We start from the raw sequence: 25,653 nt of genomic DNA on the forward strand, positions 1-25,653 counted from the left end.
AAATAAGCCCCTCGAGTGAGGGGCTGCCAGGAAATGTAGTGCGGTTGGTAGCCTTTAAATCTAGGGCCTTAAGGCCGAGGCAGGTAACGCGGCTTATAGCCGCAGAGCAAACTACCCGTTATACGGGTAGTTTTGATTTATCATATAGAAAAATAACCGTAAAAATGATAAAATTATAAATTACGGATGTAAGCATTGAAACAAATTGAGAGGGAATCGAGGGGCTTTTTTTCTACCCCCTTTTTTGAAGGAGAACCATATGGAACGCAAAGATCTTGAATTGCTGGCACCGGCCGGTACCTGGGAGGCCCTGGAAGCTGCCGTATTCGCCGGTGCGGACGCTGTTTATCTGGGAGGCAGCCACTTCGGCGCCCGGGCCTATGCGGATAATTTCGGGCCTGAGGAGATGACCCGGGCCATCCGCTTTGCCCATCTGCACCGGGTGCGGATCTATGTCACCGTGAATACCCTGGTGGATGATGAAGAACTGCCTGCCGTAGGTGAATACCTGTGCTTCTTGAGCAACATCGGGGTGGACGGCATCATCGTCCAGGATATGGGCATTATCCGGATTGCCCGGAAGGTGGCACCGGAACTGCCGCTGCACGCCAGTACCCAGATGACAGTGACCAATTCTGCCGGGGTCATGTTCACCTACCACAACGGCATGGCCCAGGCCGTACCTGCCAGGGAAACCAGCCTGAAGGACTTGAAGACCATCTGCAGCAGGACTCCCAGCAAAATCGAGAATTTCATGCACGGTGCCCTGTGCATCTGCTACAGCGGGCAATGCCTCATGAGCAGCCTGATCGGGGGCCGCAGCGGCAACCGGGGACGCTGTGCACAGCCCTGCCGTCTGCCCTATACGCTGGTGGACAAGGATGGAAAGGATATGCTGGCCAAAGTGGATGCGGGCCATTACCTGCTTTCACCCAAGGATCTGAATACCCTGGATATCCTGCCTCAGCTGATCCAGACCGGGGTGAGGAGCTTCAAGATCGAAGGACGGATGAAGCGTCCGGAATACGTGGCCGTGGTGACGGACATTTACCGGCGGGCCTTCGACAGCTATCTGGAAGGTCATTATCATGTGCCCCGGGAGGACAGGCAGAACATCGAGCAGATCTTCAACCGGGATTTTACGACAGCGTACATGGTGGGCCGTCCGGGCCGCACCATGATGAGCGACCGGCGTCCCAACAACCGGGGCGTGCTCATTGGCCGGGTGCAGTCCCTTGCCAGGGATCATGCCACCGGCACCGTAAAGCTGGACAAGGAGCTGCATCTGGGCGACGGTCTGGAATTCTGGGTCAGCGTGGGCGGCCGTGTGGGCACCACGGTGGAACACATGAAGGTGAACGGCAAAGAGGTGTCCGTGGCTAGGGCCGGAAGCCTGGTGACCATCCCTGTACCCCGGGGCATCCGCCTGAATGACCGGGTGTTCCGCACGTATGACAACCAGCTGATGCAGTATGCGGCCCAGTTCTTCGGAGAAAGCCACAAGCAGCGGATCCCTTTGTACTTCCAGGTGACGGCCCATCTGGGGCAGCCCATGGAGATCATCGCTGCTGACGAAGAGGGAAACCAGGGGAAGGCACTGACCAGCTTCATTGTGGAAAAAGCCCGGAAGCACGCCCTGGATCAGGCAGCCGTGAAAAAACAGGTGGACCGGCTGGGAACCACGGAATTTTCCCTGGGCGAACTGATCTGTGACCTGGATGAGGGCGTCATGGTGCCCATGAGCGAGATCAACGAGGCCCGCCGGGCAGCTGTGGAAGAACTGACGGAAAAACGTCTGCATGCCTTCCTGCCGCCCCGGAAAAAGGCTGTATGGCATAACTCCGTGCTGGATCAGCGGGTGAACCACGGCCAGCGCAGGCACAGCGAACTCAGCGTACACGTAGATACTCTGGAAAAGGCCAAGGTGGCCCTGGAAGCCGGAGCTGATGTGCTGATCATCGGCGGCGACAGCTATACCCTGCCGCTTCTCACCCTGGACGATTATAAAACCATCGCCGAATGGGTGCGCAGCCGGGGAAAGAAGTGGCTGGCGGCCACCAGCCGGATCGTCAGCGAAGGCCAGCTGAAGTACTATCAGAACAACCTGGCTCAGTGGGCCGCCCTGGAACCGGATGCTATCCTGATCGCCAACAATGGTCTGGTGGAAATGGCACGGGATACGGGGGCGCCTTTATGGCTGGATTATAATATGAATACGTTCAACAGCCAGAATATCCTGTTCTGGCAGGAACAGGGCTTTTCCGGCATTACCCTGTCGCCGGAGCTGACCCTGCAGCAGGTGGGCAGCCTGGTGAAGAAGAGCCCGCTGCCTCTGGAATGCCTGGCAGAAGGGGCCCTGGAGATGATGGTCAGCGAATACTGTGTGGAAGGCAGCTTCCTGGGTCATCTGGACAAGGGGTCATGCAGCTTCAAGTGCAGAGAACCGGGCTTCCTGGAAGACCGGAAGAAGGAACGGTTCCCTCTGAAACAGGATCAGTTCGGCCGGATGCATGTCCTGAACGGACACCCGCTTTCCATGCTGGCCAATGTGCCTGAAATGGAAAAGACGGGGATCGCCCGGCTGCGCATGGATTGCCGCAGTTACCCGGCGGAAGAACTGGGAGAGCTGGTGGCCATGTACCGGGGCGTGCTGGACGGAGAGATGAAAGTGGAAGAGAACCGGCCTCATACTACCCGCGGCCACTATTTCAGAGGGGTTCTGTAACATGATGGAAACCATCTCCGTCCTTACTGGGGGCGGACATGGTTGGTAAGGAGTTCTTATGGCAAAATTTGCAGTCAATACATTGGAATTCGATAAGGTGAAGGCTATGCTGGCAGAGCAGGCCGGTACCTCCCTGGGGCAGAGAATGGCCCTGGACCTGGTCAGTTCCAGCCGCTTCGAACAGGTGAAACTGGCCCAGGAGGAAACGGCCGAAGCCGTACAGCTTCTGGACGAAGGCCGGCGTCTGCCCCTGGGGGGAATTACGGACATCACTCCCCTGGTGAAGCGTACCAAGGTGGGAAGCATCCTGGAACCGGAAGACTTCAAGGCCATCGGGGACGCTGTCGATGGCATCCGCAGCCTGAAGCAGTTCCTGACGGAAGACACGGAGAATGCTCCCGCCCTGCGGGACTATGGCCCCCAGCTGGGGGATTTTTCCCGGCTCAGCAAACAGCTGTCCAGCGCCCTGGACGAAAAGGGCAATATCAGGGACAATGCTTCGGTAAAGCTGCAGGGCCTGCGTACAGGCATCCTGGCTGCCAAGAATCGGGTGAAGGATAAGCTGAACAGCCTGCTCCATGATCCCATGAACCAGAAGTATTTCCAGGATGCCCTGGTGACCATGCGGGAAGACCGGTACGTCATCCCCATCAAACAGGAATACCGGCTGAATTTCCCCGGTGTGGTCCATGACCAGAGCTCCAGCGGTGCCACGCTGTTTGTGGAACCCATGGCTGTGGTGAACCTGAACAACGACATCAAGAAATACATGCTGGAGGAACAGGCAGAAGTGGAACGGATCCTGCGTACCCTTACCGGGCATGTGGGTGCCGAAGCAGACAACATCCTGGAATCTTTGGGCGTGGTGGCCCAGATCGATCTGATCGGAGCCAAGGCCAATCTGGCCCAGAAGCTCCACTGCTGCCGTCCCATGATGATCCTGCAGCAGCGGGTCCGTATCACCAGGGGCCGCCATCCTCTGCTAAATCAGGACAAGGTAGTGCCCCTGGATATCAACCTGGGGGATGATTTTACCACGCTGCTGATCACCGGTCCCAATACCGGCGGTAAGACGGTGGCATTGAAGACCGTGGGGCTGTTCGCCCTTATGGCCCAGGCCGGCTTGTTCGTACCGGCGGCGGAAGCCATCCTGCCCGTGTTCGGCGGAGTCTATGCGGACATTGGCGATGAACAGAGCATCGAGCAGAGCTTGTCCACTTTTTCCGGGCACATGAAGAATATGATCTCCATCCTGAAGGATGTGCGGGAAGGAGATCTGGTGCTGGTGGATGAAGTGTGCGTAGGGACGGATCCCACCGAAGGCGCTGCTTTGGCCATGGCCATGATCGAGTATCTGTACAGCAAAAAAGTACTTACCATCATGACCACCCACTACAGCGAACTGAAGACCTTTGCCTACGAACATGAGGGCATGGAGAACGCCAGTGTGGAATTCGATCCGGAGACCCTGCGGCCTACGTACAAACTGCTCATGGGCGTGCCCGGTTCTTCCAACGCTTTCTACATCAGCAAACGGCTGGGTCTGCCCCAGGAAATCCTGGATGAAGCCAAGAGCTTTATTGGCGAAGGCCACAGCAACATGGAACGGGTGCTGCAGAATCTGGAAGGCGAACGGCGGGAATACGAAAGCCGCAAGGACGAAATCGAAAGCCTGCGCCGGGAAGCCGAATACATGAAGAATGAGTTGAAGCAGGAAAGGGACAAGCTGGAAAAGAGCCGGAACGCCATTTTACGCAAGGCACGGGAACAGGCCGATGAGCTGTACCGGAATGCCCGGCGGGAATCCACCAGCATCCTGAAGGAACTGCGGGCCAACCAGGACATGGTGGAAAGCCGCAAGGTGGAACAGCTGGCCGAAATGAGCCGGAAGGTACTGAACAAGAACTTCAGCATCGACGGCAAACCCATGCCCGAGGGCCAGGGGCTTACCAGCGGCAATGCGGCCGTGGGGAAAAGGGTGTATGTGAAGAAGCTGGGCCAAAGCGGTGTGATCACAGCTCTGAACGGCAATGAGGTGCAGGTGCGCATCGGGGTCATGAAGATGAACCTGAAACTGAAAGACTGCCTGCTGTTAAAGGAAGCTCCCAGCCAGCCCAGGAGTACCCATCGTACCTTGAAACGCAGTACCAGCCAGGGTCATAACCTGTTCGTGAAGAAGGCCCAGGATGCCACTGTGCAGATCGATGTGCGGGGCAAGACGGTGGACGAAGCCATTCCCTATGTGGACAAGGCCATCGATGATGCCCTGCTGGCCGGTATGGACCGGTTCCGTCTAGTCCATGGCAAAGGCACGGGCATGCTGCGAAAAGGACTGTTGGAATATCTGAACCAGCATCCCAACGTACAAAAGATCGAAATGGCGCCGCTCAACGAAGGTGGCTTCGGAGCGACGATTGTGTGGGTGAAATAGGTTAAAGAAGCAAAATCGGGCTGTTGCAGCTGCAGCAGCCTGCTTTTGTACATTTCGTAACACAACCACATAATCATACAAATTTCATGAAACAATATTCGCTTAATCAGACATTTATGGTATAATAAACTTTATCTTAGTATGGCATTATGATGTGGAAGGTGAAATTATGATACATTTGAAAAATGGGGATGGGATCCAATGGCCCGAGGGCAAGCGGATCGCTGTGATGCTGACGTTCGATTTCGACGCAGAACTGCTGCGCTATTCGGTCATCGGCAAAAAAAACATCGGCTTTGCCGACATCTCCCGTGGTCAATATGGAGTAAAAGAAGGATTACAGCGGTGCCTGGCCATGCTGCAGCGGAATGCGCTGCCGGCCACTTTTTTCATTCCCGGACAGGTGATCGAAAAGTATCCGGAACCGTGCAAAGCCATTGCTGCCGGCAAGTATGAAATCGCCTATCATGGGTATGATCATAACAATACAATCGGACTGACGAGAGAAGAAGAAACGGAAAATCTGGAAAAAAGCGAGAGCCTGATTGAGAAAATCTGTGGCCAGAAGCCCATGGGAGCCAGAGGCCCTCTGGATGCTCTCCAGGATTTCAGTCTGGATTTGTTTTCCCAGAGAGGATATCTGTATGATTCCACGCTGAAAGACTGCGACTGGCCCTATGTGCTGGACAATGGCCTGGTGGAACTGCCTACGGACGTGGCTATCGATGACTTTTCTTATTTCTATTTCTCCTATGCCGATGAAGCTCCCATCAATTGCAGCTATCTGCCGGATGATGTTCTGGAAATCTGGAAGGATGCCTATGATGAACTGGCGGCGGAGGGAGATAAAATCATGATCATCAAGCTCCATCCTCAGCTGATCGGACGAGTGAGCCGGATCAATATGCTGGAGCAATTCATCCTGTACATGAAACAAAGAGGTGCCTGGATTGCAGATTGCAGGACAGTGGCTCAATACGTAAAAGATTATGGGATGGAAAAGGGAGCTGAAGCAAAATGAAGATGAATATGAAATGGCCGGACCATAGACCTATGGCCCTGTGCCTGTCTTTTGACATTGATGCAGAAACGTTATGGTTGACGAGAAATCCCATCAACTATCATCATCCGGTTCACGTTTCCCGCGGCCGGTATTCGGTGAAACAGGGGATTCCCCGGATTTTGCGGCTGCTGGAAAGCGAAGGGGTCCATGCCACGTTTTTCACACCGGCCTATACTGCAGAACTTCATCCCGATGTCATTCGGGATATTGATGCCCAGGGACATGAAATTGCATATCATGGCTATCTCCATGAAGCCTATGACGATTATGACAAGGAAAATGCCCTGATGGAAAAATGTGAAAAAATCTATCAGGGGATCATCGATAAGCGGCCTATGGGGAACCGGAGTCCCGATGGCTTGCTGTATGACTTTCATCTGAAATTGTGGCTGAAGAGAGGGTATATTTATTCTTCCAACTGGCGGGATACGGATCGTCCGTTCATCCATGAACTGGATGGCAAGCCCATCCCCATTGTGGAACTTCCCAAGGACAGCATCAATGATGATACTTCCTATGATATGTATACCATCCAGCACCCGGAACATTATTACCTGAAGAGTGGACGGGAGATGGTCCAGATCTGGAAAGAGGAACTGGATGGTTTGCTGGAAGAAAAGGGATTCATGAATTTTGTGATGCATCCGCAGTTCATCGGACATCCCAGCTATGTCCATGCGCTGCGCAGCTTCATCCGGTATGCAAAGGACCGTGGTGTCTGGATAGCGACCGATGAACAGGTTGCCAGATACCTGCTGGCACAGAACGGTTTTCCACAATACGCATCAAAATAATCATAAAAGGAAGCATGAAATAAGAAGAGAAGGGAATGGATTATGAAGACAAAATGGGTAAGGATGTTGGCAGTGGCATTGGCAGCGGTTTCTACCGCTCTGTTGTTCACGGCTTGTGGGACAGAAAAAAAGGATGCCAAAGCGGATCAACCGCAGGGAGGGACTCTGAAGGTCGCTATGACAGCAACGTTCCCGCCTTTTGAGTATGTGGACAGCAAGACGAACAAGTTCGCAGGCATCGACGTGGATATTGCCAACTACATCGCCAAGAAACTGGGTAAAAAAGTGGAAATTACGGATATGAAATTTGCTTCTCTGATTCCCACACTGCAAAGCGGCCGGGCTGACATGGTCATTTCAGGTATTTCTCCGACAGCCAAGCGGAGCGAAGTAGTCAGCTTCACCAAACCGTATTTCTATCCGCCAAAGGCCATCGTAGCCAAGAAAGGAACCAATTTCACATCCCTGGAAGCATTGAAGGGGCATAAAGCGGGAGCTACGATGGGCACCACCTATGTGAAAGAGCTGAAATCCGTCCCCGGGATCGATGTGGTGGAATTGGACAGCGCCACCATGGCTGTCCAGGATGTGCTGAATGGTCGGCTGGATGCTACCGTATGTGATGGTACCCATGCCATCGTATTCTGCAAGGAACATCCGGAATTGGAAATGCATATGCTGAAACTGTCCACCAGCAGTGACGATACTTTTGCCATTGCGTTCCCGAAGGATTCCAAGGACGTGGAAAAAGTGAATGCCATCCTGGATGAAATGAAGAAAAATGGGGAATTTCACAAAATCCTGGTGAAACATATGGGCGAAGAACAGGCTGCTGATTATGAAAAGAAAGTCAAGGAACTGGGGCTGTAAGAAGGAGCTGAGAAGATATGTTGAAACTGCGTAAAAAATTGTTGATGGGGTTGGCAGCAGGGCTTTCTGCTTTGCTGATTGCCGGCTGCGGCGGCAGCGAAACCAAGAAGGATGCACAGAAAAACGGTGGAGATGGCAAAAAAATGGTGGTGGCCATCAATGCTACATTCCCTCCTTTTGAAAGCGTAAAGGAAGGCACCCAGGATTACAGCGGCATTGATATTGAAATCGCCCAATACATCGGCAAAAAACTGGGGAAGACCGTGGAATTCCATGATATGAAGTTTGCCTCTCTGGTACCGACCCTGCAGAGCGGCCGGGCTGATATGATTATTTCCGGTATTTCTCCCACGGCTGAACGGAAAGAGGTCGTTTCTTTCAGCAAACCGTATTATTTCCCCATGAAAGCCCTGGTATTCAAGAAGGGTGCTGGCTATAAGACTCTGGCCGACCTGAAGGGCAAGAAGGCCGGTGCCTCCATGGGTACTACCTATGTCAAGGAACTGAAAGCTGCCGGCGGCATTGAAGTCACTGAACTGGACAATACGCCGCTGGTGGTGCAGGATATCAAAAACAGCCGTCTGGATGCCGGCTTGTTCGACTCCGCCCAGGCTGCCGTATTCGTGAAAGAGAATCCTGAACTGGAAATGGTCATCCTGAACCTGCCAGTTGTGAACGATGACACGTTTGCCATTGCTCTGCCCAAGGATTCCAAGGACATCGGCAAGATCAACGACATCCTGAAAGAAATGAAATCCAACGGCGAATTCCACAAGATCCTGGTGAAATATCTGGGTGAAGATGCAACGAAACAATACGAAGCTGCCGAAGCCAAATTGGATATCGCCAAACAGTAAGCTGAAAGAGAACTGATCCTATGTTTAAATTTTCCGTTTTGACGCCCTATCTGCCGCTTTTGGAAAGCGCAGTCTGGGTTACTCTGAAATTCACGTTTTTCTCTACTTTCCTGGGGTTCATCGGGGGCTTCATCCTGGCCCTGATCACCATTTCGAAGAACAAGATCTTCGCACCCCTGGCCCGGTTCTACATTTCCGTATTCCGGGGCACACCGCTGCTGGTGCAGCTGATGCTGATCTATTTTGCCACGCCCCAGCTCACCGGCTACACCATCTCGGCCCTTCAGGCCGGGGTCCTGAGTTTCGGCCTGAACTCAGCTGCGTATATTTCTGAAGCCCTGCGGGGCGGTATCCTTTCTGTGGACAAGGGCCAGTGGGAAGCAGCCCTGTCCCTGGGGGTACCCAAGCACCGCTTTATCCTGGACGTGATCCTGCCCCAGGCTGTGAAGAATACCTTCCCGGCCCTGATCAACGAAAGCATTGCCCTGCTGAAAGATTCCAGCCTGGTTTCCGTCATCGGGGTGGCAGATACCCTGCGCTGGGCCGATCTGATCCAGGCCAAGACCTTCCGTGCCTTTGAAGCGTTCATCGTGGCAGCGGCCGTGTACTACGTACTGGTCATGATCCTCACCTTTATTGGTGCCTATTTTGAAAAGAAGGTGCGTATCAGTGATTAAAGTAGAACATCTGGCCAAGCATTTTGGCAAACTGGAAGTACTGAAAGACATCAACCTGGATATCCAAAAAGGACAGGTGGTGACCATCATCGGTCCCTCCGGCTCGGGCAAATCCACTCTGCTGCGGTGCCTGAATCTGCTGGAACGTCCGGATAAGGGAACCATCTCCTTTGATGGGCAGAATATCCTGGAACCCGGCGTGAAAATCGCAGACGTCCGGAAACGGGAATGTATGGTGTTCCAGCATTTCAACCTGTTCAAGAACATGACCGTACTGGACAATGTGACCTACGCTCCCAAAGTGGTGAACCATAAAAGCAAAAAAGAGGCAGAGGAAGATGCCATGGAACTGCTGGGCATGGTGGGACTGGCTGATAAAGCCAAAGAATACCCCAGCCGGCTGTCTGGCGGACAGCAGCAGCGGGTAGCCATTGCCCGGGCCATGGCCATGCATCCGGATGTACTGCTTCTGGATGAACCCACGTCGGCCCTGGATCCGGAAATGGTGAAGGAAGTACTGGACGTCATCCGCAAACTGGCCCAGAGTGGTATGACCATGGTGCTGGTGACCCATGAAATGGGGTTTGCCCGGGATGTTTCCGATATGATCCATTTTATGGACGGGGGTTATCTGGTGGAAAGTGCACCGCCCAAGGAATTCTTTGCGGCGCCCAAGTCCGACCGTGCCCGGAAGTTCCTGAGCAAGATCTTGGCATAAGGAGAATCTATGAAAATCCGTATTATCAATCCTGATTACGGGGTGGAGAAGGAGGCTATGGCCCAGCGCTGCAGCCTCCTTCAGCACTATGTGGGGGCCGATGTAGAACTCTCCATGGTGTGCCTGACCCGGACGAAAGTGGAAATCGACAGCGCCTCTGATGTGGTCCTGGCCGGACCGGAGCTCTTGCAGCTGGCCCGTCAGGCAGAACAGGAGGGCTGCCAGGCTGTTGTCCTGTACTGTTTTTCAGACCCGGTGGTGGAGGCCTGCCGGGAGCAGCTGAACATTCCGGTGGTGGGCGGAGCCCAGGCCAGCATGCTGCTGTTTCCGGCTCTGGCACGGAACGTGTCAGTGATTCTGGCAGACCCTGCCCGCATCGGAGAAAAAGAAGCCTTTCTGGGGACAGTGGGAATCGACCGGCATCATATTGGAAAGATCACGGCCATTGATTTCCGGGGCAAATCTATCTGGGACAACCGGGAGGAAGCCTACCGGCAACTGGTGACTGCAGGAAAGGAATTGAAAGCACAGGGAGCGGAGTGCCTGGTCTTGGGCTGTTTGTCATTCCTGGGCCTGGCCGCGCCACTGGGCAGAGAAGTGGGGATTCCGGTGATCGACCCGGCCATTGCTGCTGTGAGCCTGGCAGAGAGCCTGAGCCGGCAGGGGCTTTCCACTAGCAAGGTAGCCTATCCCAAACCCCTTTCTCAATCTTTTTCATAAAAAAATAAAAAAGTTGTTGACATAAGCCCTGTTTTCGTGTAGAATAATCTTTGTTGAGATTCCCCGATAGCTCAATGGTAGAGCACTCGACTGTTAATCGAGTTGTTGTAAGTTCGAGTCTTACTCGGGGAGCCATTTGCAAACCATGCCGGACGGATGTCCGGCTTTTTTTAAATCCATTTTCAGAGGGTTCGCTGATTCCTGGCGGCTGCTGCAAACCAAGAGATATGAGGTGTTTTATTTGGTTGATATATTGACCGTTGATCAAGAAAAATGCGTAAAATGTGGGATCTGTTCCAAAGTTTGTCCCAGCTGCATTATTGAAATGCAGGAAAACGGCCCTGTGTGTATCAATGACCGGTCCTGCATGTCCTGTGGTCATTGTGTTTCTGTCTGTCCCACCGGCGCTCTTGACAACATCCGCTGCCCCCGGGCGGAGATGAGTCCCATCCCCATGCCCGTGCTGGATTCCCGGACGGCCTATAACTTCCTTCGTATGCGCCGCAGCATCCGAAATTTCACTGACGAGCTGGTAAGCGAAGACAAGATGCGCCAGCTGCTGGACATCTGCCGGTACGCTCCTACGGCGGCCAACTCCCAGGGCCTGTACTACATTGTCGTCTCCGACCGGGAACTGATCAGGAAAATCACGGACTGCGTAGCTGACTGGATGCAGGAAGAAATCGATAACAATACGCCCCGGTCACGGTACTTCCGGAAAGTACTGGAAACGTACCGGAAAGGGACTGACATCATCGGCCGCAACGCTAGACAGCTGGTGTTCGCCCTGGCTCGCCGGCTGAACCAGACCGGCATCAGCAACTGCGAACAGGCCTGGGCCTATGCGGAACTGTATGCGCCCACCCTGGGTCTGGGAACCACCATCATGGGGTTCATCCAGACCTGTGCCCAGTGCGATTACGAGCCCCTGCGGGAATTGCTGGAAGTGCCCAAGAAGCAGGTCATCGTAGGGACGCTGTTGGTAGGATATCCCAGGTACAAATATCATAAACTGGTTGAACGGCAGCATCTGAAAGTGGAATTTCGTTGATTGAAGGAGGAATTCCTGTGATCCAGGGTAAGACCATCATTTGTGAAGAAGTTTTCATGCAGCTGGTACGTCTGGCTGCAGATCAGGTAGAGGATGTTTCCCTGTGTGAAAGCGGCAGCAGCGGGCTCATGGGTTTCGCCAAGGGCCTGACCGGCAAGAACGTGTCCGCTGTCGGTGTGGAAAAGACGGATGCGGAAGTGGACGAGAATGGCACTGTGACCAAGGGGCATGTGTCCTTTACGCTGAAGGTGTCCGTCTGCTGTGATGCCAATATCCCTGAAGCCATCGAACACCTGAGGGAAGCGGTGGTGCAGGAAGTGGTCAAAATCGCCGATTTTGTGGTGGACAAGGTGGACATCATCGTGGCCAGGCTGGATGAAACAACGAAAAAAACAGAGCCGACTGCTGAACCGGAAGAAAAAACAGATCAGGAAGGAAATGCGAAATAAGCCTTCGCAGATCCTGTATTGAGCCAGCATCAGCTGGTATCCATGGACTAGTGACCAATGACTGGTGACGGGGGTGTGAAAAGCATTTTTTCACACCCCCTTTCGTTATGGTATAATAACTCTGTTATAGGAAATGAGGTGAGAGCTTGGGCTGGTGGAAACAGATCGGAATTCCTTTACTGGCTGCGCTGGCAGGCTGTGTGCCGGCAGCAGCGGAAAAATTGCTGTTCATCCCCCTGGATAACCGTCCTGTGTCCCTGGAATATACAGTGGACAGCTTCCGCAGGGCGGGAGTAATGGTGGAAACGCCTCCCCTGGCGCTCCTTTCCAGCGACAGGCAGAACGGGGATCCGGACAAGCTGCTCCAGTGGCTGGATGATCATGCCGCCGGGGCGGACGGCGCTGTGGTTTCCACGGACAGCCTGATTTACGGTGGCCTGGTGCCTTCCCGTACCCACGAATTGCCGGAAAGCACCCTTGAGGCCCGGACGAAGGCCCTGCTGGCTTTCAAATCGAAGCATCCGGGTGTGCCGCTCTACGGTTTTGCCACCATCATGCGGTCGCCCAAATGGAGCAGTGCCCCGGCAGAACCTGCCTATTACGGGCAGTACGGAGCCAAACTGTTCCAGTGGGGTGCCCTGCGGGACCGGGACCGTCTGGGCCTGCTGAAGAAAAGGGAAAAGAAGCAGCTGCAGCAGCTGGAAGCGGAGATCCCGGCGGAGATCCGCCAGGATCTGCTGAACCGGCGCTGGAAGAACCTGACGGTACTGCGGTACCTGGCGGACGGCCTGGGGCAGGGCTCCCTGGATTACCTGCTGCTGGGCCGGGACGACTCGGCACCCTATTCGGAAGCCCACCGGGATGCGGAGGTGCTGCTGGAAGATGTGGACAAAGCCTGCAGTTACAAGTTGCGGTCCTTTTCCGGAGCGGACGAGCTGGGCATGACACTCCTCAACCGGGCTCTGAACAAAGCCCGGGGCGTGACACCGCTGGTCTACGCTTATTATAATGAAGGAAAAGGACCGGATACCGTGGCCAGCTATGAGGACAGTTCCATCCGGACCAGCTATCGGCAGCACGTGCTGGCGGCCGGCGGGTATCCTGCCCGGTCCGACAAACGGGCAGATCTGGTGCTGGGTATCTATACTCCCTTCACCGGTGTGACCCTGGGAGCTGATACGGCGGCCAATGGGGACACCCTGGATGAGCCGGGCCGGCGGTTTTTGCATCGGACCCGGGATTACGTGCTGCAGGGCGCCAATACCGGTGTGGCAGATGTCGCCTTTGGCAATGGAGGCAGCAATGCCCTGGTGAAGGGCCTGTTCACCAGTTACAGGGATGGATCGGATTCTCTGGGATACCAGCTGGGCTCCTATGCCGGCTGGAACACTGCCAGCAACAGCCTGGGATACGCCCTGGGCCAGGGGATGCTGCGGCCATGCCTGGATGATCCGGACCGGAAGGAGCTTCTGACGGTGCGGTACCTGGACGACTGGGCCTACCAGAGCAAAGTGCGTCAGCAGGTGCGTCAGGAGCTGGTGTGGCCAGGTAAGTGGGCTGACGGTCAAATGACCGATGAACAGACAAAGCAGGCCGAGCAGCTGGTGACGGAAAAGATGCCCCGGACCGCCGGACCTGTGTTGGGAAAAACGGTGGAGCAGTATGCGTATCAGCTGCCCTGGCACCGGACGTTTGAGGTGGAAGTGAAGAAAAAGCCAGAGACGGGTGATCCAGTGTCCAGTGGGTAATGAAAAGAGAAAGCCGGCTGATGCTGGCGGAATGAAACAGCAAGTGCAGAGTGAAAGATCATGAGGGGGAATACAGATGACTTTTTATGATGAAGCGATGAGCATGAAGGACGATATGATCAAGATGCGGCGGGATCTCCATGCCCACCCGGAAACGGCCTGGACGGAATTCCGCACCACGTCCATCATTGCAACCAAACTGCAGGAATGGGGGTACGAAGTGCTCATGGGCAGGGAAATCCTGGACCCGGCATCCCGGATGCTGGTCCCCGATGATGCCACACTGAAGAAATGCGCCCAGCGGGCCATCAAGGAAGGGGCGAACCCGGTACTGGTGGACAAGATGGCTGGCGGCATGACCGGCTGCGTGGGCGTGATGCATTTCAAGAAACCGGGTAAGACAGTGGCTCTGCGGTTTGACATCGATTCCCTGTTCGTCACGGAAGATCCCAAACCCTGCCACCGGCCCAGTGCACTGGGGTTCCAGTCCCAGCACGAAGGCCTGATGCACGCCTGCGGCCATGATGGCCATGCCACCATCGGTCTGGCGGTGGCCAAACTGGCAGCCAAGCACCGGGACGAAATGGCCGGCACCCTGAAGATCTGTTTCCAGCCCGGCGAAGAAGGCGTAGTAGGGGCCAAGAGCATGGTGCAGAGCGGCATCGTGGACGATGTGGATTACTTCATCAGCGGCCATATCGGCCTGGGAAATTACCATGACAATTCTCTGGTATGCATGACCCAGGGCTTCCTGGCCACGGACAAACTGGACGCCGTGTTCACCGGCAAGCCCAGCCACGCCGGCGCCGATCCGGAAAAGGGGAAGAACGCCCTTCTGGCAGCAGCCCAGGCGGCTATTTCCCTCCATACCATTGCCCGGCACAGCGGCGGTGCCAGCCGGATCAACGTGGGCATCCTGGAGGCCGGAACCGGCCGGAACGTGGTGCCCGCCAACGGCCTGATCAAGTTCGAAACCCGGGGCGAGACCGCTGAAGTGAACGACTTTATGGCCAGAGAAGCCAAACGGATGGTACGGGCAGCTGCCATGATGTACGATGTGGATGTAAAAATCGAACCCATGGGCAGTGCCACCACCTCTGATTCCTCTCCGGCCATGGGCAGGGAAATTTACGACCTGGTACAGGGCCTGGGTACCTACAGCCATGTGGACCTGCAGCAGAAGGTCAGCGGCAGTGAGGACTGCTGCTACTTCATGAGCCGGGTACAGGAACATGGGGGGCAGGCTGTATACATGCTGTACGGTACGGAAGAAGCTGCCGGCCATCACCAGAGTGACTTCGACTTCAACGAGGACGTGCTGCCCCGCACGGCCGGGACCATCGCCATGCTGGTCAAGCATTTCGGGAATAAGGAATAAAGAAATCAGATGCCAGATGCCAGCTTGTCTGGCGATGGCAGTGAGAGTCGGCTCATTCCTTGACATTTCCCCCTGTCCGTGCTACACTTACACTAACTTCAAATGCAACCTTTTAATCTAGTCCTGTGAGACTAAGAAAGGGACTTTTATCCAGAAGCAGTTTTTAGAAGCCTTCTTGTCTTAGGACGAGAAGGCTTATTTTTATTATTGAACGGGGGCGGCTTGGCCGGGCCCCGACTACCAACCTGGTTTTCCATAGGAGGCAATAACATGACAAAGGCGGCAGTCAGCCTGTCTGGACGGGACATTTTGGATCTTTCTTCCCTGTCCGTAGAAGAATATGATCTGATCATGCGAACGGCAGCAGAGATGAAGAAAGTCATGAAGCGGGATATCAAGAAGCTTCCCTCTCTGCGGGGCAAATCCATTGTGAACCTGTTCTACGAAAACAGTACCCGGACCCGGAGCTCCTTCGAGCTGGCCGGAAAATATCTGGGGGCCGATGTAATCAACCTGAATACGGGGACTTCCAGTGTGAAAAAAGGGGAATGCCTGCGGGACACCATCCTGACCATGCAGAGCATGGCCTGCGATGCCATCGTCATGCGGCATCCGGTGGAAGGCGCTGCCAAATACGCCGCTGACATCGCCGCACCGGTGGTGATCAATGCCGGGGACGGGGCTCACGCCCATCCTACCCAGGGCCTCCTGGACATGTTCACCATCCTGGAACACGGTAAGAAATTCAAGGGGATGAAGATGGCCATCATCGGCGACATCCTGTACAGCCGGGTGGCCCGCAGCAACATCGCTGCCTGGACGAAACTGGGTGCGGATGTGCATGTGGCCGGTCCCATGACCCTGATCCCCCATGACATCCAGGAACTGGGTGTGACGGTGGACAAACGGGTGGAAGACGCCATCGAAGGCGCCGACGTGGTGGATGTACTGCGGATCCAGCTGGAACGGCAGGATATGGGGCTGTTCCCGACTCCTCGTGAATATGCCCGGATCTATGGCGTGAACGAAGAACGGATGAAACTGGCCAAACCGGACTGCCTGGTGATGCATCCGGGTCCTATGAACCGGGGCCTGGAAATTTCCTGGGATACGGGCTACAGCGATCAGGCTGTGATCCGGGAACAGGTGACCAATGGGGTCGCTGTGCGGATGGCCGTATTATTCTTGACGATTATGGGAGGAAAACCAGTTGAAAACGCTAATTAAGAACGGACGAGTGGTAGACCCCAGCCAGAACCTGGACGCCGTGCTGGATATCCTGGTGGAAGACGGCAAGATCGTGGACGAAGCACCGCACATCGATGCAGCCGCCGATGACGTGTTCGACGCCACGGGCCTGGTGGTGGCACCCGGCTTTATTGATCTGCATACCCATCTGCGGGAACCGGGCCTGGAAGCCAAGGAAGACCTGGTGACCGGGACCATGGCAGCTGCCCACGGCGGCATCACCCGGGTGGCCTGCATGCCCAATACAAAACCCATCATCGATACCTCCATCGTGGTCAGCGGCATCCAGAAACGGGCCAAAGAAGAAGGGTATGTGCACGTGGAAGTGATCGGCGCCATCACCAAGGGCGAAAAGGGCAAGGAACTCAGCGAAATGGGCGATATGGCCCAACGGGGTGTCATGGGCTTTTCCGATGATGGCCATTATGTGCAGAGCGCCATGGTGATGAACCTGGCGGCCCAATACGTGTCTGCTTTCGATAAACCCCTGATCTGCCACGATATCGATGAAGAAATGAACCATGAAGGCTATATGCATGAAGGGATTGTTTCCGCTCGCCTGGGTGTGCCCGGTATCCCCTCCATTGCGGAAGATATCTGTGTGGCCCGGGATGCGGCCATTGCCGAATATACCGGCGCTCACATCCATATTGCCCATATCGCCAGCAAAGGGGCGGTGGATATCGTCCGCAGGGCCAAGGCACGGGGTGTGAACATCACCTGTGAAGCCACGGTACACCATCTGACCCTGACCGACGAAGCCTGCCTGGGCTACAGCACGGCAACCCGCGTGTCTCCGCCCCTGCGCAGCAGGGATCATGTGGAAGCCCTGCGGGCCGGCCTGAAGGATGGTACCATCGATGCCATCGTGACAGACCATGCACCCCATGCACCGGAAGAAAAGGATGTGGAATTCCGGTATGCTCCCAACGGTTTCTGTGGTCTGGAAACTTCCGTAGGTGTGATCCTTACGGATCTGTACCACACAGGCGAATTCACCATCAGTGAAATTGTTGATAAAATGAGCACCAGTCCGGCAAAGATCATGAACCTGCCGGCTGGCAGCCTGAAAGCAGGCAGCAATGCGGATGTGACCATCCTGGACCTGGATAAGGAATGGACGGTGGACTCCAGCAAGTTCTATACCCGGGGGAAAGTGACCCCCTTTAACGGCAAGCACTGCAAGGGTATGGCAGTGGCGACCATGGTCGATGGCCAGTTTGTGATGAAAGACGGTGTAGTATGCAAAAAGTAAAAGGTAAATTGGTATTGAAAGACGGAAGCGTCTATAAAGGGACCCTGTACAGCACCCATAAAGCCGTAGGCGAAGTGGTGTTCACTACAGGCATGACAGGTTATCAGGAAACCCTGACAGATCCTTCCTTCTGCGGGCAGATCGTCATTTTCACCTATCCTCTGATCGGTAACTACGGCTGCAATGATATTTTCAAACAGAGTGACCGCTGCTGCTACAAAGGGCTGATTGTCAGCGAGCTGTGCGACGAACCTTCCAGCTGGCGGGATGAGGGGACTGTGATGCAGTTCCTGGAGAAAAACGACATCCCCGTCCTTACCGGAGTGGATACCCGGGCCATCACCCGTCGGATCCGGTCCTACGGCACCCTGCAGGGCGTGCTGGTACCGGACGATACGCCTGATGACGAAGTGCAGAAACTTCTGGCTGCTCCCATTGAGCATGACCAGGTGCTGCAGGTGACCACCAAGGAAGTCTACACCATGGGGCCGGATGACGCCAAATATTCCGTGGCCGTGCTGGACTACGGCGTGAAGCGCCACATCCTGGAATGCCTGGTGGAAAAGGGCTGCAAGCTCACCGTGTTCCCGGCTGAAACTCCGGCAGAAGACGTGCTGGCCATCGATCCGGACGGCATCTTCCTGAGCAATGGCCCCGGCGACCCGGCAGACCTGACCGTGGAAATCGACAATATTAAGAAAATGATCGGCAAGAAACCCATCTTCGGCATCTGCATGGGCCATCAGGTCATGGCACTGGCCAACGGCGCCAAGACCAAGAAGATGCTGTTCGGCCACCGGGGCATCAACCAGCCGGTACGGGATCTGGTGGATCACAAGATCTGCATCACTTCCCAGAACCACGGGTTCATGGTGGACGAAGATTCCCTGAAGGACCTGCCCATCGAAGTGATCAACCGTTCCCTGAACGACAACACCATTGAAGGGCTGCGCTACCTGAAGCATCCTACCTTTACCGTGCAGTACCATCCGGAGGCATCCCCGGGCCCCAGCGGCAACGGATACCTGTTTGACCGGTTCATCAAGATGATGGGAGGACACTGATTATGCCAAAGAAGGAAAACGTAAAGAAAGTCATGGTCATCGGTTCCGGCCCGATCATCATCGGTCAGGCTGCGGAATTCGACTATAGCGGTACCCAGGCCTGCCGTGCCCTGAAAGAAGAAGGACTGGAAGTGGTGCTGGTGAACTCCAACCCGGCCACCATCATGACCGATGTGCACATTGCCGACCGGGTGTATGTGGAACCCCTGGATGTGGAATTCCTGGAAGCCATCATTGCCAAGGAACGCCCGGATTCCCTGCTGGCTACCCTGGGCGGCCAGATCGGCCTGAACCTGGCCATTGAACTGGATAAGAAGGGCATCCTGAAGAAATACAATGTACAGCTCCTGGGCACCCAGATCCCCAGCATCATGAAGGCAGAAGACCGGGAACTGTTCAAGGAAACTATGGAGAAACTGCATCAGCCCATTCCCCAGAGCACCATCGTGGAGAGCGTGGATGCAGCCAAGGAATTTGCCAAAAAGGTGGGCTTCCCCCTGATCGTGCGTCCGGCCTATACCCTGGGCGGCACTGGCGGCGGTATCGCTCACAACATGGATCAGCTGGATGACATCACGACCAAAGGCCTGATGTACTCCCTGATCGGCCAGGCTCTGATTGAACGGTCCGTGGCCGGCTGGAAGGAAATCGAATACGAAGTGGTGCGGGATCATGCGGATAACTGCATCACCGTCTGCAACATGGAAAATATCGACCCGGTGGGCGTACACACCGGCGACTCCATCGTAGTGGCACCCTGCCAGACTCTGACCGACCGGGAAGTGCAGATGCTGCGTACCGCTGCCATCGACATCGTGCGGGAACTGGGCGTGGAAGGGGCCTGCAACGTGCAGTATGCCCTGAACCCGGACAGCGAGGAATACATCGTCATCGAAGTGAACCCCCGTGTAAGCCGTTCTTCCGCTCTGGCTTCCAAAGCGACCGGATATCCGATCGCCAAAGTGGCTGCCAAGATTGCTGCCGGCTATACGCTGGATGAAATCGAGAACGCCGTAACGAAGAAGACTTCCGCTTGCTTCGAGCCCACCCTGGACTACTGCGTCATCAAAATTCCCCGCTGGCCTTTCGACAAATTCGTCAACGCCGACCATACCCTGGGTACCCAGATGAAGGCCACTGGCGAAGTGATGGCCATCGAACGGAACATCGAAGCCGGTCTGCTGAAAGCTGTCCGCTGTCTGGAAATCGGTCTGATCCATATGGATCTGCCGGAACTGCATAAGCTGACCGACCAGGAAGTGTTCGACAAAGTCCGCAAGGTGGATGACGAACGGCTCTTTACCATCGCCGAAGCCTTCCGGAGAGGCATGACTGTGGATCAGGCTCATGCCATCACCAAAATCGATGAATTCTTCCTGCGGAAGATCCGCCATATCGTGGAACTGGAAGACTGCCTGAAGAGCGAAGAACTGACGCCGGAACTGATGCGTGAAGTCAAGAAACGCGGCTTTGCTGATGTGACCATCGGGAAACTGGTGGGGAAGACGGGGCTGGAAATCCGTGCCATCCGGAAACAGTGGGGCATCACTCCTGTTTATAAGATGGTGGATACCTGCGCTGCCGAATTTGATGCTGAAACTCCGTATTACTACTCCACCTACGGTGTGGAAGACGAAGTGGAAGACACTGACAAAAAGAAAGTCATGGTGCTGGGCTCCGGACCGATCCGTATCGGTCAGGGCGTGGAATTCGATTACTGCTCCGTACACTCTGTATGGGCTCTGAAAGATCTGGGCTATGAAACCATCATCGTGAACAACAACCCGGAAACCGTATCCACCGACTTCGATACCGCCGACCGGCTGTATTTCGAACCTCTGACCCTGGAAGATGTGCTGAACGTCATCGACCGGGAAAAACCGGAAGGGGTCATCGTCCAGTTCGGCGGTCAGACCGCCATCAACCTGGCAGGTCCGCTGCATGAATGCGGCGTGAAGATCCTGGGCAGCTCCGTAGACAGCATCGACCGGGCAGAAGACCGGGAACGGTTCGATGAACTGCTGACCCAGGTGGGAATCCCCCGTCCGAAAGGCCATACGGTATTCGACATCGAGGGTGCTCTGAAAGCTGCCAACGATGTAGGCTATCCTGTGATGGTGCGTCCTTCCTACGTGCTGGGCGGCCGGGCCATGGAAATCGTCTACAACGATGACGAACTGAAATATTACATGAACAACGCCGTAAAGGCTTCCCATGAACATCCTGTACTGGTGGACCATTATCTGATGGGCACCGAAGTGGAAGTGGATGCCATCTGCGACGGCAAAGATGTGCTGATGCCGGGCATCATGGAACATATCGAACGGGCCGGGGTCCATTCCGGTGACTCCATCGCCGTGTACCCGCCCCGCACTCTCAGCGAATATGTCATCGAACAGATCGTGGATTTCACCAATAAACTGGCCCTGGGCCTGGAAGTCCACGGCATGATCAACATCCAGTACATCGTCCGGGACGAAAAACTGTATGTGATCGAAGTGAACCCCCGGAGCAGCCGTACGGTTCCGTTCCTGAGCAAGGTCACCGGCGTATCCATGGTGGATGTGGCCACCAAATGTGCCATGGGCGTTTCTCTGAAAGAACAGGGCTTCAAGCCGGGCCTGAAACTGTTCCCGGATTATTACGCCGTCAAGGCGCCGGTATTCAGCTTCAACAAGATGACGGATGTAGATATCACCCTGGGGCCGGAAATGAAATCCACCGGCGAAGTGATGTGTATCGATCCGCAGTTCCCGAGAGCGCTGTATAAGGCCTTCATCGCTGCCGGTACCCATATCCCCAAGAGCGGGGCCATCCTGATCACCGTTGCAGACCAGGATAAGGAAGAAGTGGTGCCCATCGCAGAAGGGTTCGAAGATCTGGGCTACGAACTGGTGGCTACTGCCGGTACGGCCAAATTCCTGGAAAGCAAGGGAATCCATGTGGGCCGGGTGGAAAAGGCCAGCGCCGGTACTCCGAACCTGCTGGACGATATCAAGGAAGGCCGCATCTGCATGGTGATCAATACGCTGACCCACGGCAGCGATGCCACGAGAGACGGGTTTAAGATCCGCCGGTCCACGGTGGAACATGCCATTCCCTGCCTGACCAGCCTGGATACGGCCCGTGCCCTGGAACATGCCATCGGAGCCATGCGGCGCCGTCACGTGGTAAGCGTGGTGGCTCTGCAGGACCTGAAATCGGAGTAAGCTATGACTGCTGTATTTGAAAGCGGTACCATTGTGGCCCAGGAAACCCTGAGCCACGATATCCGCCGCATGGAAATCCACCTGCCGAAAGTGGCGAAGACGGCCAGACCGGGCCAGTTCGTCACTGTGCGGGTGAACAAACTCCACGAACCGCTGCTGCGCAGGCCTTTCGGTGTGGCCGGTGTGGATGTGAAAAAGGGGAATTTTTCCCTGATCTACCGGGTGGTGGGGGAGACCACTGCGCTGATGGAAAGCCTGGAACCAGGTGCGGAAATCAGTGTGGTGGGGCCCCTGGGCCACGGCTTTGACCTTACTGCCAAACATGGCCTTCTGGTCGGCGGCGGCGTGGGCCTGGCTCCGCTGCACTTTCTGGCCCAGGCAGATCCCGGCCATAAAATGGAAGTCATTGTGGGCGGACGGACGAAAGTCGAAGTATTCTGGGCAGATCTGTTCAGGGACAAGACCGCCAGGCAGTACGAAACCACGGATGATGGTTCCTATGGGGTCAAGGGTACGGTGAATGCCGTCCTGCCGGACCTGCTGAAAACCGGTGCGTATGACTGCGTCTACGTGTGCGGGCCTTCTCCCATGATGAAGGCTGTGGTAGAAGTGGTGAAGCAATATGGGGTGCCCTGTCAGGTATCCCTTGAAAAATACATGGGCTGCGGCCTGGGCGCCTGCCTGTCCTGTTCCTGCGAAGGCAGGGGCGGCAAGCGGATGAAAATCTGCAAGGACGGCCCGGTATTCTGGAGCCAGGAGGTCGTAGAATGGTAAAACCCTATGAAGATCCGCGTCTGGCGGTGAATTTGGCAGGGGTCGCCATGAAGACTCCGGTGACTACAGCTTCCGGTACTTTCGGATTTGGGCTGGAATTCACCGACTTCCTGGAACTGGACCATATCGGCGCCATTACGGTAAAGGGGACGACCCTGAAGCCACGGTCCGGCAACAGGGGCCAGCGGCTGGTAGAGACCCCGGCAGGGGTGCTGAACTGTGTAGGACTGGAGAATCCCGGAGTGGAATTCTTCCTGAAGGAAACCCTGCCTCATCTGCGCAGGGTCACCAGGACTCCGGTTATCGTGAACATCGATGGGGACAGCGCCGAGGAATATGGCCAGCTGGCTGAAATGCTGGATGTGGACGGTGTGGATGCCATTGAACTGAACATTTCCTGCCCGAACGTGGCCCAGGGCGGCCTGGCCTTCGGGACGGACTGCCATGAAGCCGGCAAGGTGGTGCAGGCGGCCAGGGCCCACACCCATAAAACGGTGATCACCAAACTGTCCCCCAATGTAACGGATATCACTGAGATCGCCCGGGCAGTGGAAGCAGCCGGTACCGATGCCATCAGCCTGATCAACACCCTGGTGGGCATGAAAATCGACATCCGGAAGCGGCGCCCGGTACTGGGCAATGTGGTGGGCGGCCTTTCGGGCCCTGCAGTGCGGCCGGTGGCTGTGCGCATGGTGTATCAGGTGGCCCAGGCCGTGAAAGTGCCTCTGGTGGGGATGGGCGGCATCAGCTGCTGGCAGGATGCCATCGAATTCATCCTGGCCGGAGCCACAGCAGTGGCTGTAGGGACCTGCAACTTCACCCAGCCTGATCTGGCTGAACAGATCAGCTACGGCATCCAGCAGTACCTGGACGATAACGGCATCAAGAGCCTGGACGAACTGCGTGGCCAGGCTCTGCCGAACAGAGCCTGAGGAGGCACCATGGACGTAAGAGACAGACTGATTACAGCACTGGATTATCCCACTTTCAATCAGGCGAAAGCTCTGGTGGAGGAACTGGGAGATGCAGTGACCTTCTATAAGGTGGGGATGGAACTGTTTTACGGCGCAGGCCCGGACATGATCCGCTACCTGAAAGACAAAAACAAGAAAGTGTTCCTGGATTTGAAGCTCCAGGACATTCCCAATACGGTGGCCCACAGCCTGGCTGTACTGACCCGGCTGGGCGCCGACATCATGAACGTGCACGCTGTGGGCGGGTCCAAGATGATGGCCGAAGGGGTGAAGGCTGTGCGGGAAGCAGCAAAAGAACTGGGGAAACCTGCTCCCAGACTGATTGCTGTCACTGTGCTCACCAGCATGGATGAGAATCAGTGGAAACCCCTGAATTATGCCAAACCCATCGGGGAAGAAGTCCTGGATCTGGCAGCTCTGACGAAGGAAAGCGGGCTGGACGGGGTGGTAGCTTCGCCCCGGGAAGCCGCCGGTATCCGGCAGCGCTGCGGAAAAGACTTCCTGATCGTGACGCCGGGGGTGCGCCCGGCCTGGGCGGCTGCCAATGACCAGAGCCGGATTGCTACGCCGGCTGCGGCGATCCAGAACGGATCCACCCATCTGGTGGTGGGTCGGCCCATCACCAAGGCAGAGAACAAACAGGAAGCTGTACGGAAAATCCTGGAAGAAATGGAAGGAGCCTGGAAAGAATGAACGAAAATACCGTTTTGCATATGCTGGAAGAAACCAACGCCGTCATGCACGGCCATTTCCTCTTGACCAGCGGCCTGCATAGTCCGCTGTATGTGGAAAAATTCAATGTTCTGCAGCATCCGCGTTATACGGAAGCCCTGTGCAAAGAAATCGCAGCCCGGTTCATCAATGACAATGTGGAACTGGTGGTAGGGCCTATGACCGGAGGTATCCTGCTGGCCTATGAAGTGGCCAAGAACCTGGGAACCAAATTCTTCTTCACCGAACGGGTGAACGGGAAGATGACCTTCAAACGCGGGTTTGCCATCAAACCGGGCACCAGAGTGCTGGTGGTGGAAGACATCGTGACCACCGGCGGCAGCGTGCGGGAAGTGCTGGACGTGGTGAAGAGCGAAGGCGGCGTACCTGTAGGCGTGGGCTATCTGGTAGACCGGAGCGGCGGCAAAGTGGACTTCGGTGTGCGGATGGAACCGCTGCTGCGCCTGAGCGTGGAAGCGTACAAACCGGAAGAATGCCCGCTGTGCAAACAGGGTGTGGCTCTGACCCAGCGCGGCCGGACCGGGAAATAATAAAAAGCGATAAAAAAATACCGCCCCTCATCGGGACGGTATTTTTTTATCGCTTTATTTCTTTTCTTCTTCTTTGGCATCGCCTTCCACTTCAGCAATGCAGTCGTTGATGTCAGCAATCAGGGCATCCACATCGATACCATGAGCTGCGGCACCCTGGCCGATGGTTTCGAAGTTGGCAGCCATGCAGCCGATGCAGCCCAGACCATATTGCATAAAGATGTTGACGATTTCAGGGTGCATCTGCACCGTACTGATAATGCTGGAATCAGCAGTAACTTTTTCCATCTGAATCCTCCTCGATTACAATTAAGTTTGTATGATTTATTATAGCATAGATTGTCAAGAATAGAAAAGAGAAATGTCTTTCCCCGCAGTCATTGTCT

At 55.4% G+C, this 25,653-nt stretch carries 22 protein-coding genes and 1 tRNA gene; 22 read left to right on the plus strand and 1 reads right to left on the minus strand.

All coding sequences use genetic code 11. The features are described from left to right. The first annotated feature begins 259 nt into the window (after positions 1-259). The 22 genes from ACR0QW_RS05385 (at position 260) to pyrE (ending at position 25,267) form a co-directional block, all read left to right on the plus strand. Entirely contained in the window at positions 260-2,725 is a 2,466-nt protein-coding gene (locus ACR0QW_RS05385) for a DUF3656 domain-containing U32 family peptidase (protein WP_432642688.1), read from the plus strand. A 58-nt stretch (positions 2,726-2,783) separates the two neighbouring features. Beyond that, on the plus strand, positions 2,784-5,156 hold the full coding sequence (locus tag ACR0QW_RS05390; RefSeq protein ID WP_432642689.1) for an endonuclease MutS2: 2,373 nt from the start codon (positions 2,784-2,786) through the stop codon (positions 5,154-5,156). A 169-nt stretch (positions 5,157-5,325) separates the two neighbouring features. Continuing rightward, positions 5,326-6,177 (plus strand): polysaccharide deacetylase family protein, encoded by an 852-nt coding sequence (locus ACR0QW_RS05395; protein WP_432642690.1) that lies wholly within the window; start codon positions 5,326-5,328, stop codon positions 6,175-6,177. Further along, positions 6,174-7,013, plus strand: a complete 840-nt coding sequence (locus ACR0QW_RS05400; RefSeq protein ID WP_432642691.1) for a polysaccharide deacetylase family protein — start codon at positions 6,174-6,176, stop codon at positions 7,011-7,013. The genes ACR0QW_RS05395 and ACR0QW_RS05400 overlap by 4 nt, the downstream gene beginning before the upstream one ends. Before the next feature lie 42 nt (positions 7,014-7,055). Continuing rightward, positions 7,056-7,883, plus strand: coding sequence for a substrate-binding periplasmic protein (locus ACR0QW_RS05405; RefSeq protein ID WP_432642692.1), 828 nt, complete (start codon positions 7,056-7,058; stop codon positions 7,881-7,883). Between the two features lie 17 nt (positions 7,884-7,900). After that, positions 7,901-8,740 carry a transporter substrate-binding domain-containing protein gene (locus ACR0QW_RS05410; protein WP_432642693.1) on the plus strand — a complete coding sequence of 280 codons (840 nt, stop codon included), beginning with the start codon at positions 7,901-7,903 and terminating at the stop codon, positions 8,738-8,740. Between the two features lie 20 nt (positions 8,741-8,760). Then, a complete protein-coding gene (locus tag ACR0QW_RS05415; RefSeq protein ID WP_432642694.1) occupies positions 8,761-9,417 on the plus strand; it encodes an amino acid ABC transporter permease in 657 nt (218 codons plus the stop codon). Beyond that, a complete protein-coding gene (locus ACR0QW_RS05420) occupies positions 9,410-10,135 on the plus strand; it encodes an amino acid ABC transporter ATP-binding protein (RefSeq protein WP_432642695.1) in 726 nt (241 codons plus the stop codon). Before ACR0QW_RS05415 ends, ACR0QW_RS05420 begins: the two co-directional genes overlap by 8 nt. A gap of 9 nt (positions 10,136-10,144) precedes the next feature. Further along, complete coding sequence (locus ACR0QW_RS05425) at positions 10,145-10,855, plus strand: aspartate/glutamate racemase family protein (RefSeq protein ID WP_432642696.1); 711 nt, start codon at positions 10,145-10,147, stop codon at positions 10,853-10,855. Between the two features lie 60 nt (positions 10,856-10,915). After that, positions 10,916-10,990, plus strand: a tRNA-Asn gene (locus tag ACR0QW_RS05430). Positions 10,991-11,087: 97 nt separating this feature from the next. Further along, positions 11,088-11,906, plus strand: coding sequence for a nitroreductase family protein (locus ACR0QW_RS05435; RefSeq protein WP_432642697.1), 819 nt, complete (start codon positions 11,088-11,090; stop codon positions 11,904-11,906). Between the two features lie 17 nt (positions 11,907-11,923). After that, positions 11,924-12,355, plus strand: a complete 432-nt coding sequence (locus ACR0QW_RS05440) for an Asp23/Gls24 family envelope stress response protein (protein WP_432642698.1) — start codon at positions 11,924-11,926, stop codon at positions 12,353-12,355. A gap of 146 nt (positions 12,356-12,501) precedes the next feature. Next, a complete protein-coding gene (locus tag ACR0QW_RS05445) occupies positions 12,502-14,103 on the plus strand; it encodes a DUF4127 family protein (protein WP_432642699.1) in 1,602 nt (533 codons plus the stop codon). A 76-nt stretch (positions 14,104-14,179) separates the two neighbouring features. Beyond that, positions 14,180-15,481, plus strand: a complete 1,302-nt coding sequence (locus tag ACR0QW_RS05450) for an amidohydrolase (protein ID WP_432642700.1) — start codon at positions 14,180-14,182, stop codon at positions 15,479-15,481. 270 nt (positions 15,482-15,751) lie between these two features. Continuing rightward, the gene (locus tag ACR0QW_RS05455; protein WP_432642701.1) at positions 15,752-16,708 is read left to right on the plus strand and encodes an aspartate carbamoyltransferase catalytic subunit; all 957 of its coding nucleotides are present in this window, start codon (positions 15,752-15,754) and stop codon (positions 16,706-16,708) included. Then, positions 16,692-17,984 (plus strand): dihydroorotase, encoded by a 1,293-nt coding sequence (locus ACR0QW_RS05460; RefSeq protein ID WP_432642702.1) that lies wholly within the window; start codon positions 16,692-16,694, stop codon positions 17,982-17,984. The genes ACR0QW_RS05455 and ACR0QW_RS05460 overlap by 17 nt, the downstream gene beginning before the upstream one ends. Next, positions 17,972-19,048: a glutamine-hydrolyzing carbamoyl-phosphate synthase small subunit gene (carA, locus tag ACR0QW_RS05465; protein ID WP_432642703.1), complete on the plus strand. Its 1,077-nt coding sequence runs from the start codon at positions 17,972-17,974 to the stop codon at positions 19,046-19,048. The genes ACR0QW_RS05460 and carA overlap by 13 nt, the downstream gene beginning before the upstream one ends. Before the next feature lie 2 nt (positions 19,049-19,050). Beyond that, complete coding sequence (gene carB, locus ACR0QW_RS05470) at positions 19,051-22,257, plus strand: carbamoyl-phosphate synthase large subunit (RefSeq protein ID WP_432642704.1); 3,207 nt, start codon at positions 19,051-19,053, stop codon at positions 22,255-22,257. 3 nt (positions 22,258-22,260) lie between these two features. After that, positions 22,261-23,031 (plus strand): dihydroorotate dehydrogenase electron transfer subunit, encoded by a 771-nt coding sequence (locus ACR0QW_RS05475; RefSeq protein WP_432642705.1) that lies wholly within the window; start codon positions 22,261-22,263, stop codon positions 23,029-23,031. Further along, positions 23,025-23,963, plus strand: coding sequence for a dihydroorotate dehydrogenase (locus ACR0QW_RS05480; RefSeq protein ID WP_432642706.1), 939 nt, complete (start codon positions 23,025-23,027; stop codon positions 23,961-23,963). The genes ACR0QW_RS05475 and ACR0QW_RS05480 overlap by 7 nt, the downstream gene beginning before the upstream one ends. Positions 23,964-23,972: 9 nt before the next feature. After that, entirely contained in the window at positions 23,973-24,698 is a 726-nt protein-coding gene (pyrF, locus tag ACR0QW_RS05485; RefSeq protein WP_432642707.1) for an orotidine-5'-phosphate decarboxylase, read from the plus strand. Further along, a complete protein-coding gene (pyrE, locus tag ACR0QW_RS05490) occupies positions 24,695-25,267 on the plus strand; it encodes an orotate phosphoribosyltransferase (RefSeq protein ID WP_432642708.1) in 573 nt (190 codons plus the stop codon). Before pyrF ends, pyrE begins: the two co-directional genes overlap by 4 nt. A 54-nt stretch (positions 25,268-25,321) precedes the next feature. Here pyrE and ACR0QW_RS05495 read toward each other — a convergent pair whose 3' ends face one another. Further along, a complete protein-coding gene (locus tag ACR0QW_RS05495; protein ID WP_432642709.1) occupies positions 25,322-25,555 on the minus strand; it encodes a DUF1858 domain-containing protein in 234 nt (77 codons plus the stop codon). Positions 25,556-25,653 lie beyond the last annotated feature (98 nt).

Origin of the sequence: Acidaminococcus sp. (assembly GCF_050873445.1) — a bacterium.
In the GTDB taxonomy this organism is placed as follows: Bacteria; Bacillota; Negativicutes; order Acidaminococcales; family Acidaminococcaceae; genus Acidaminococcus.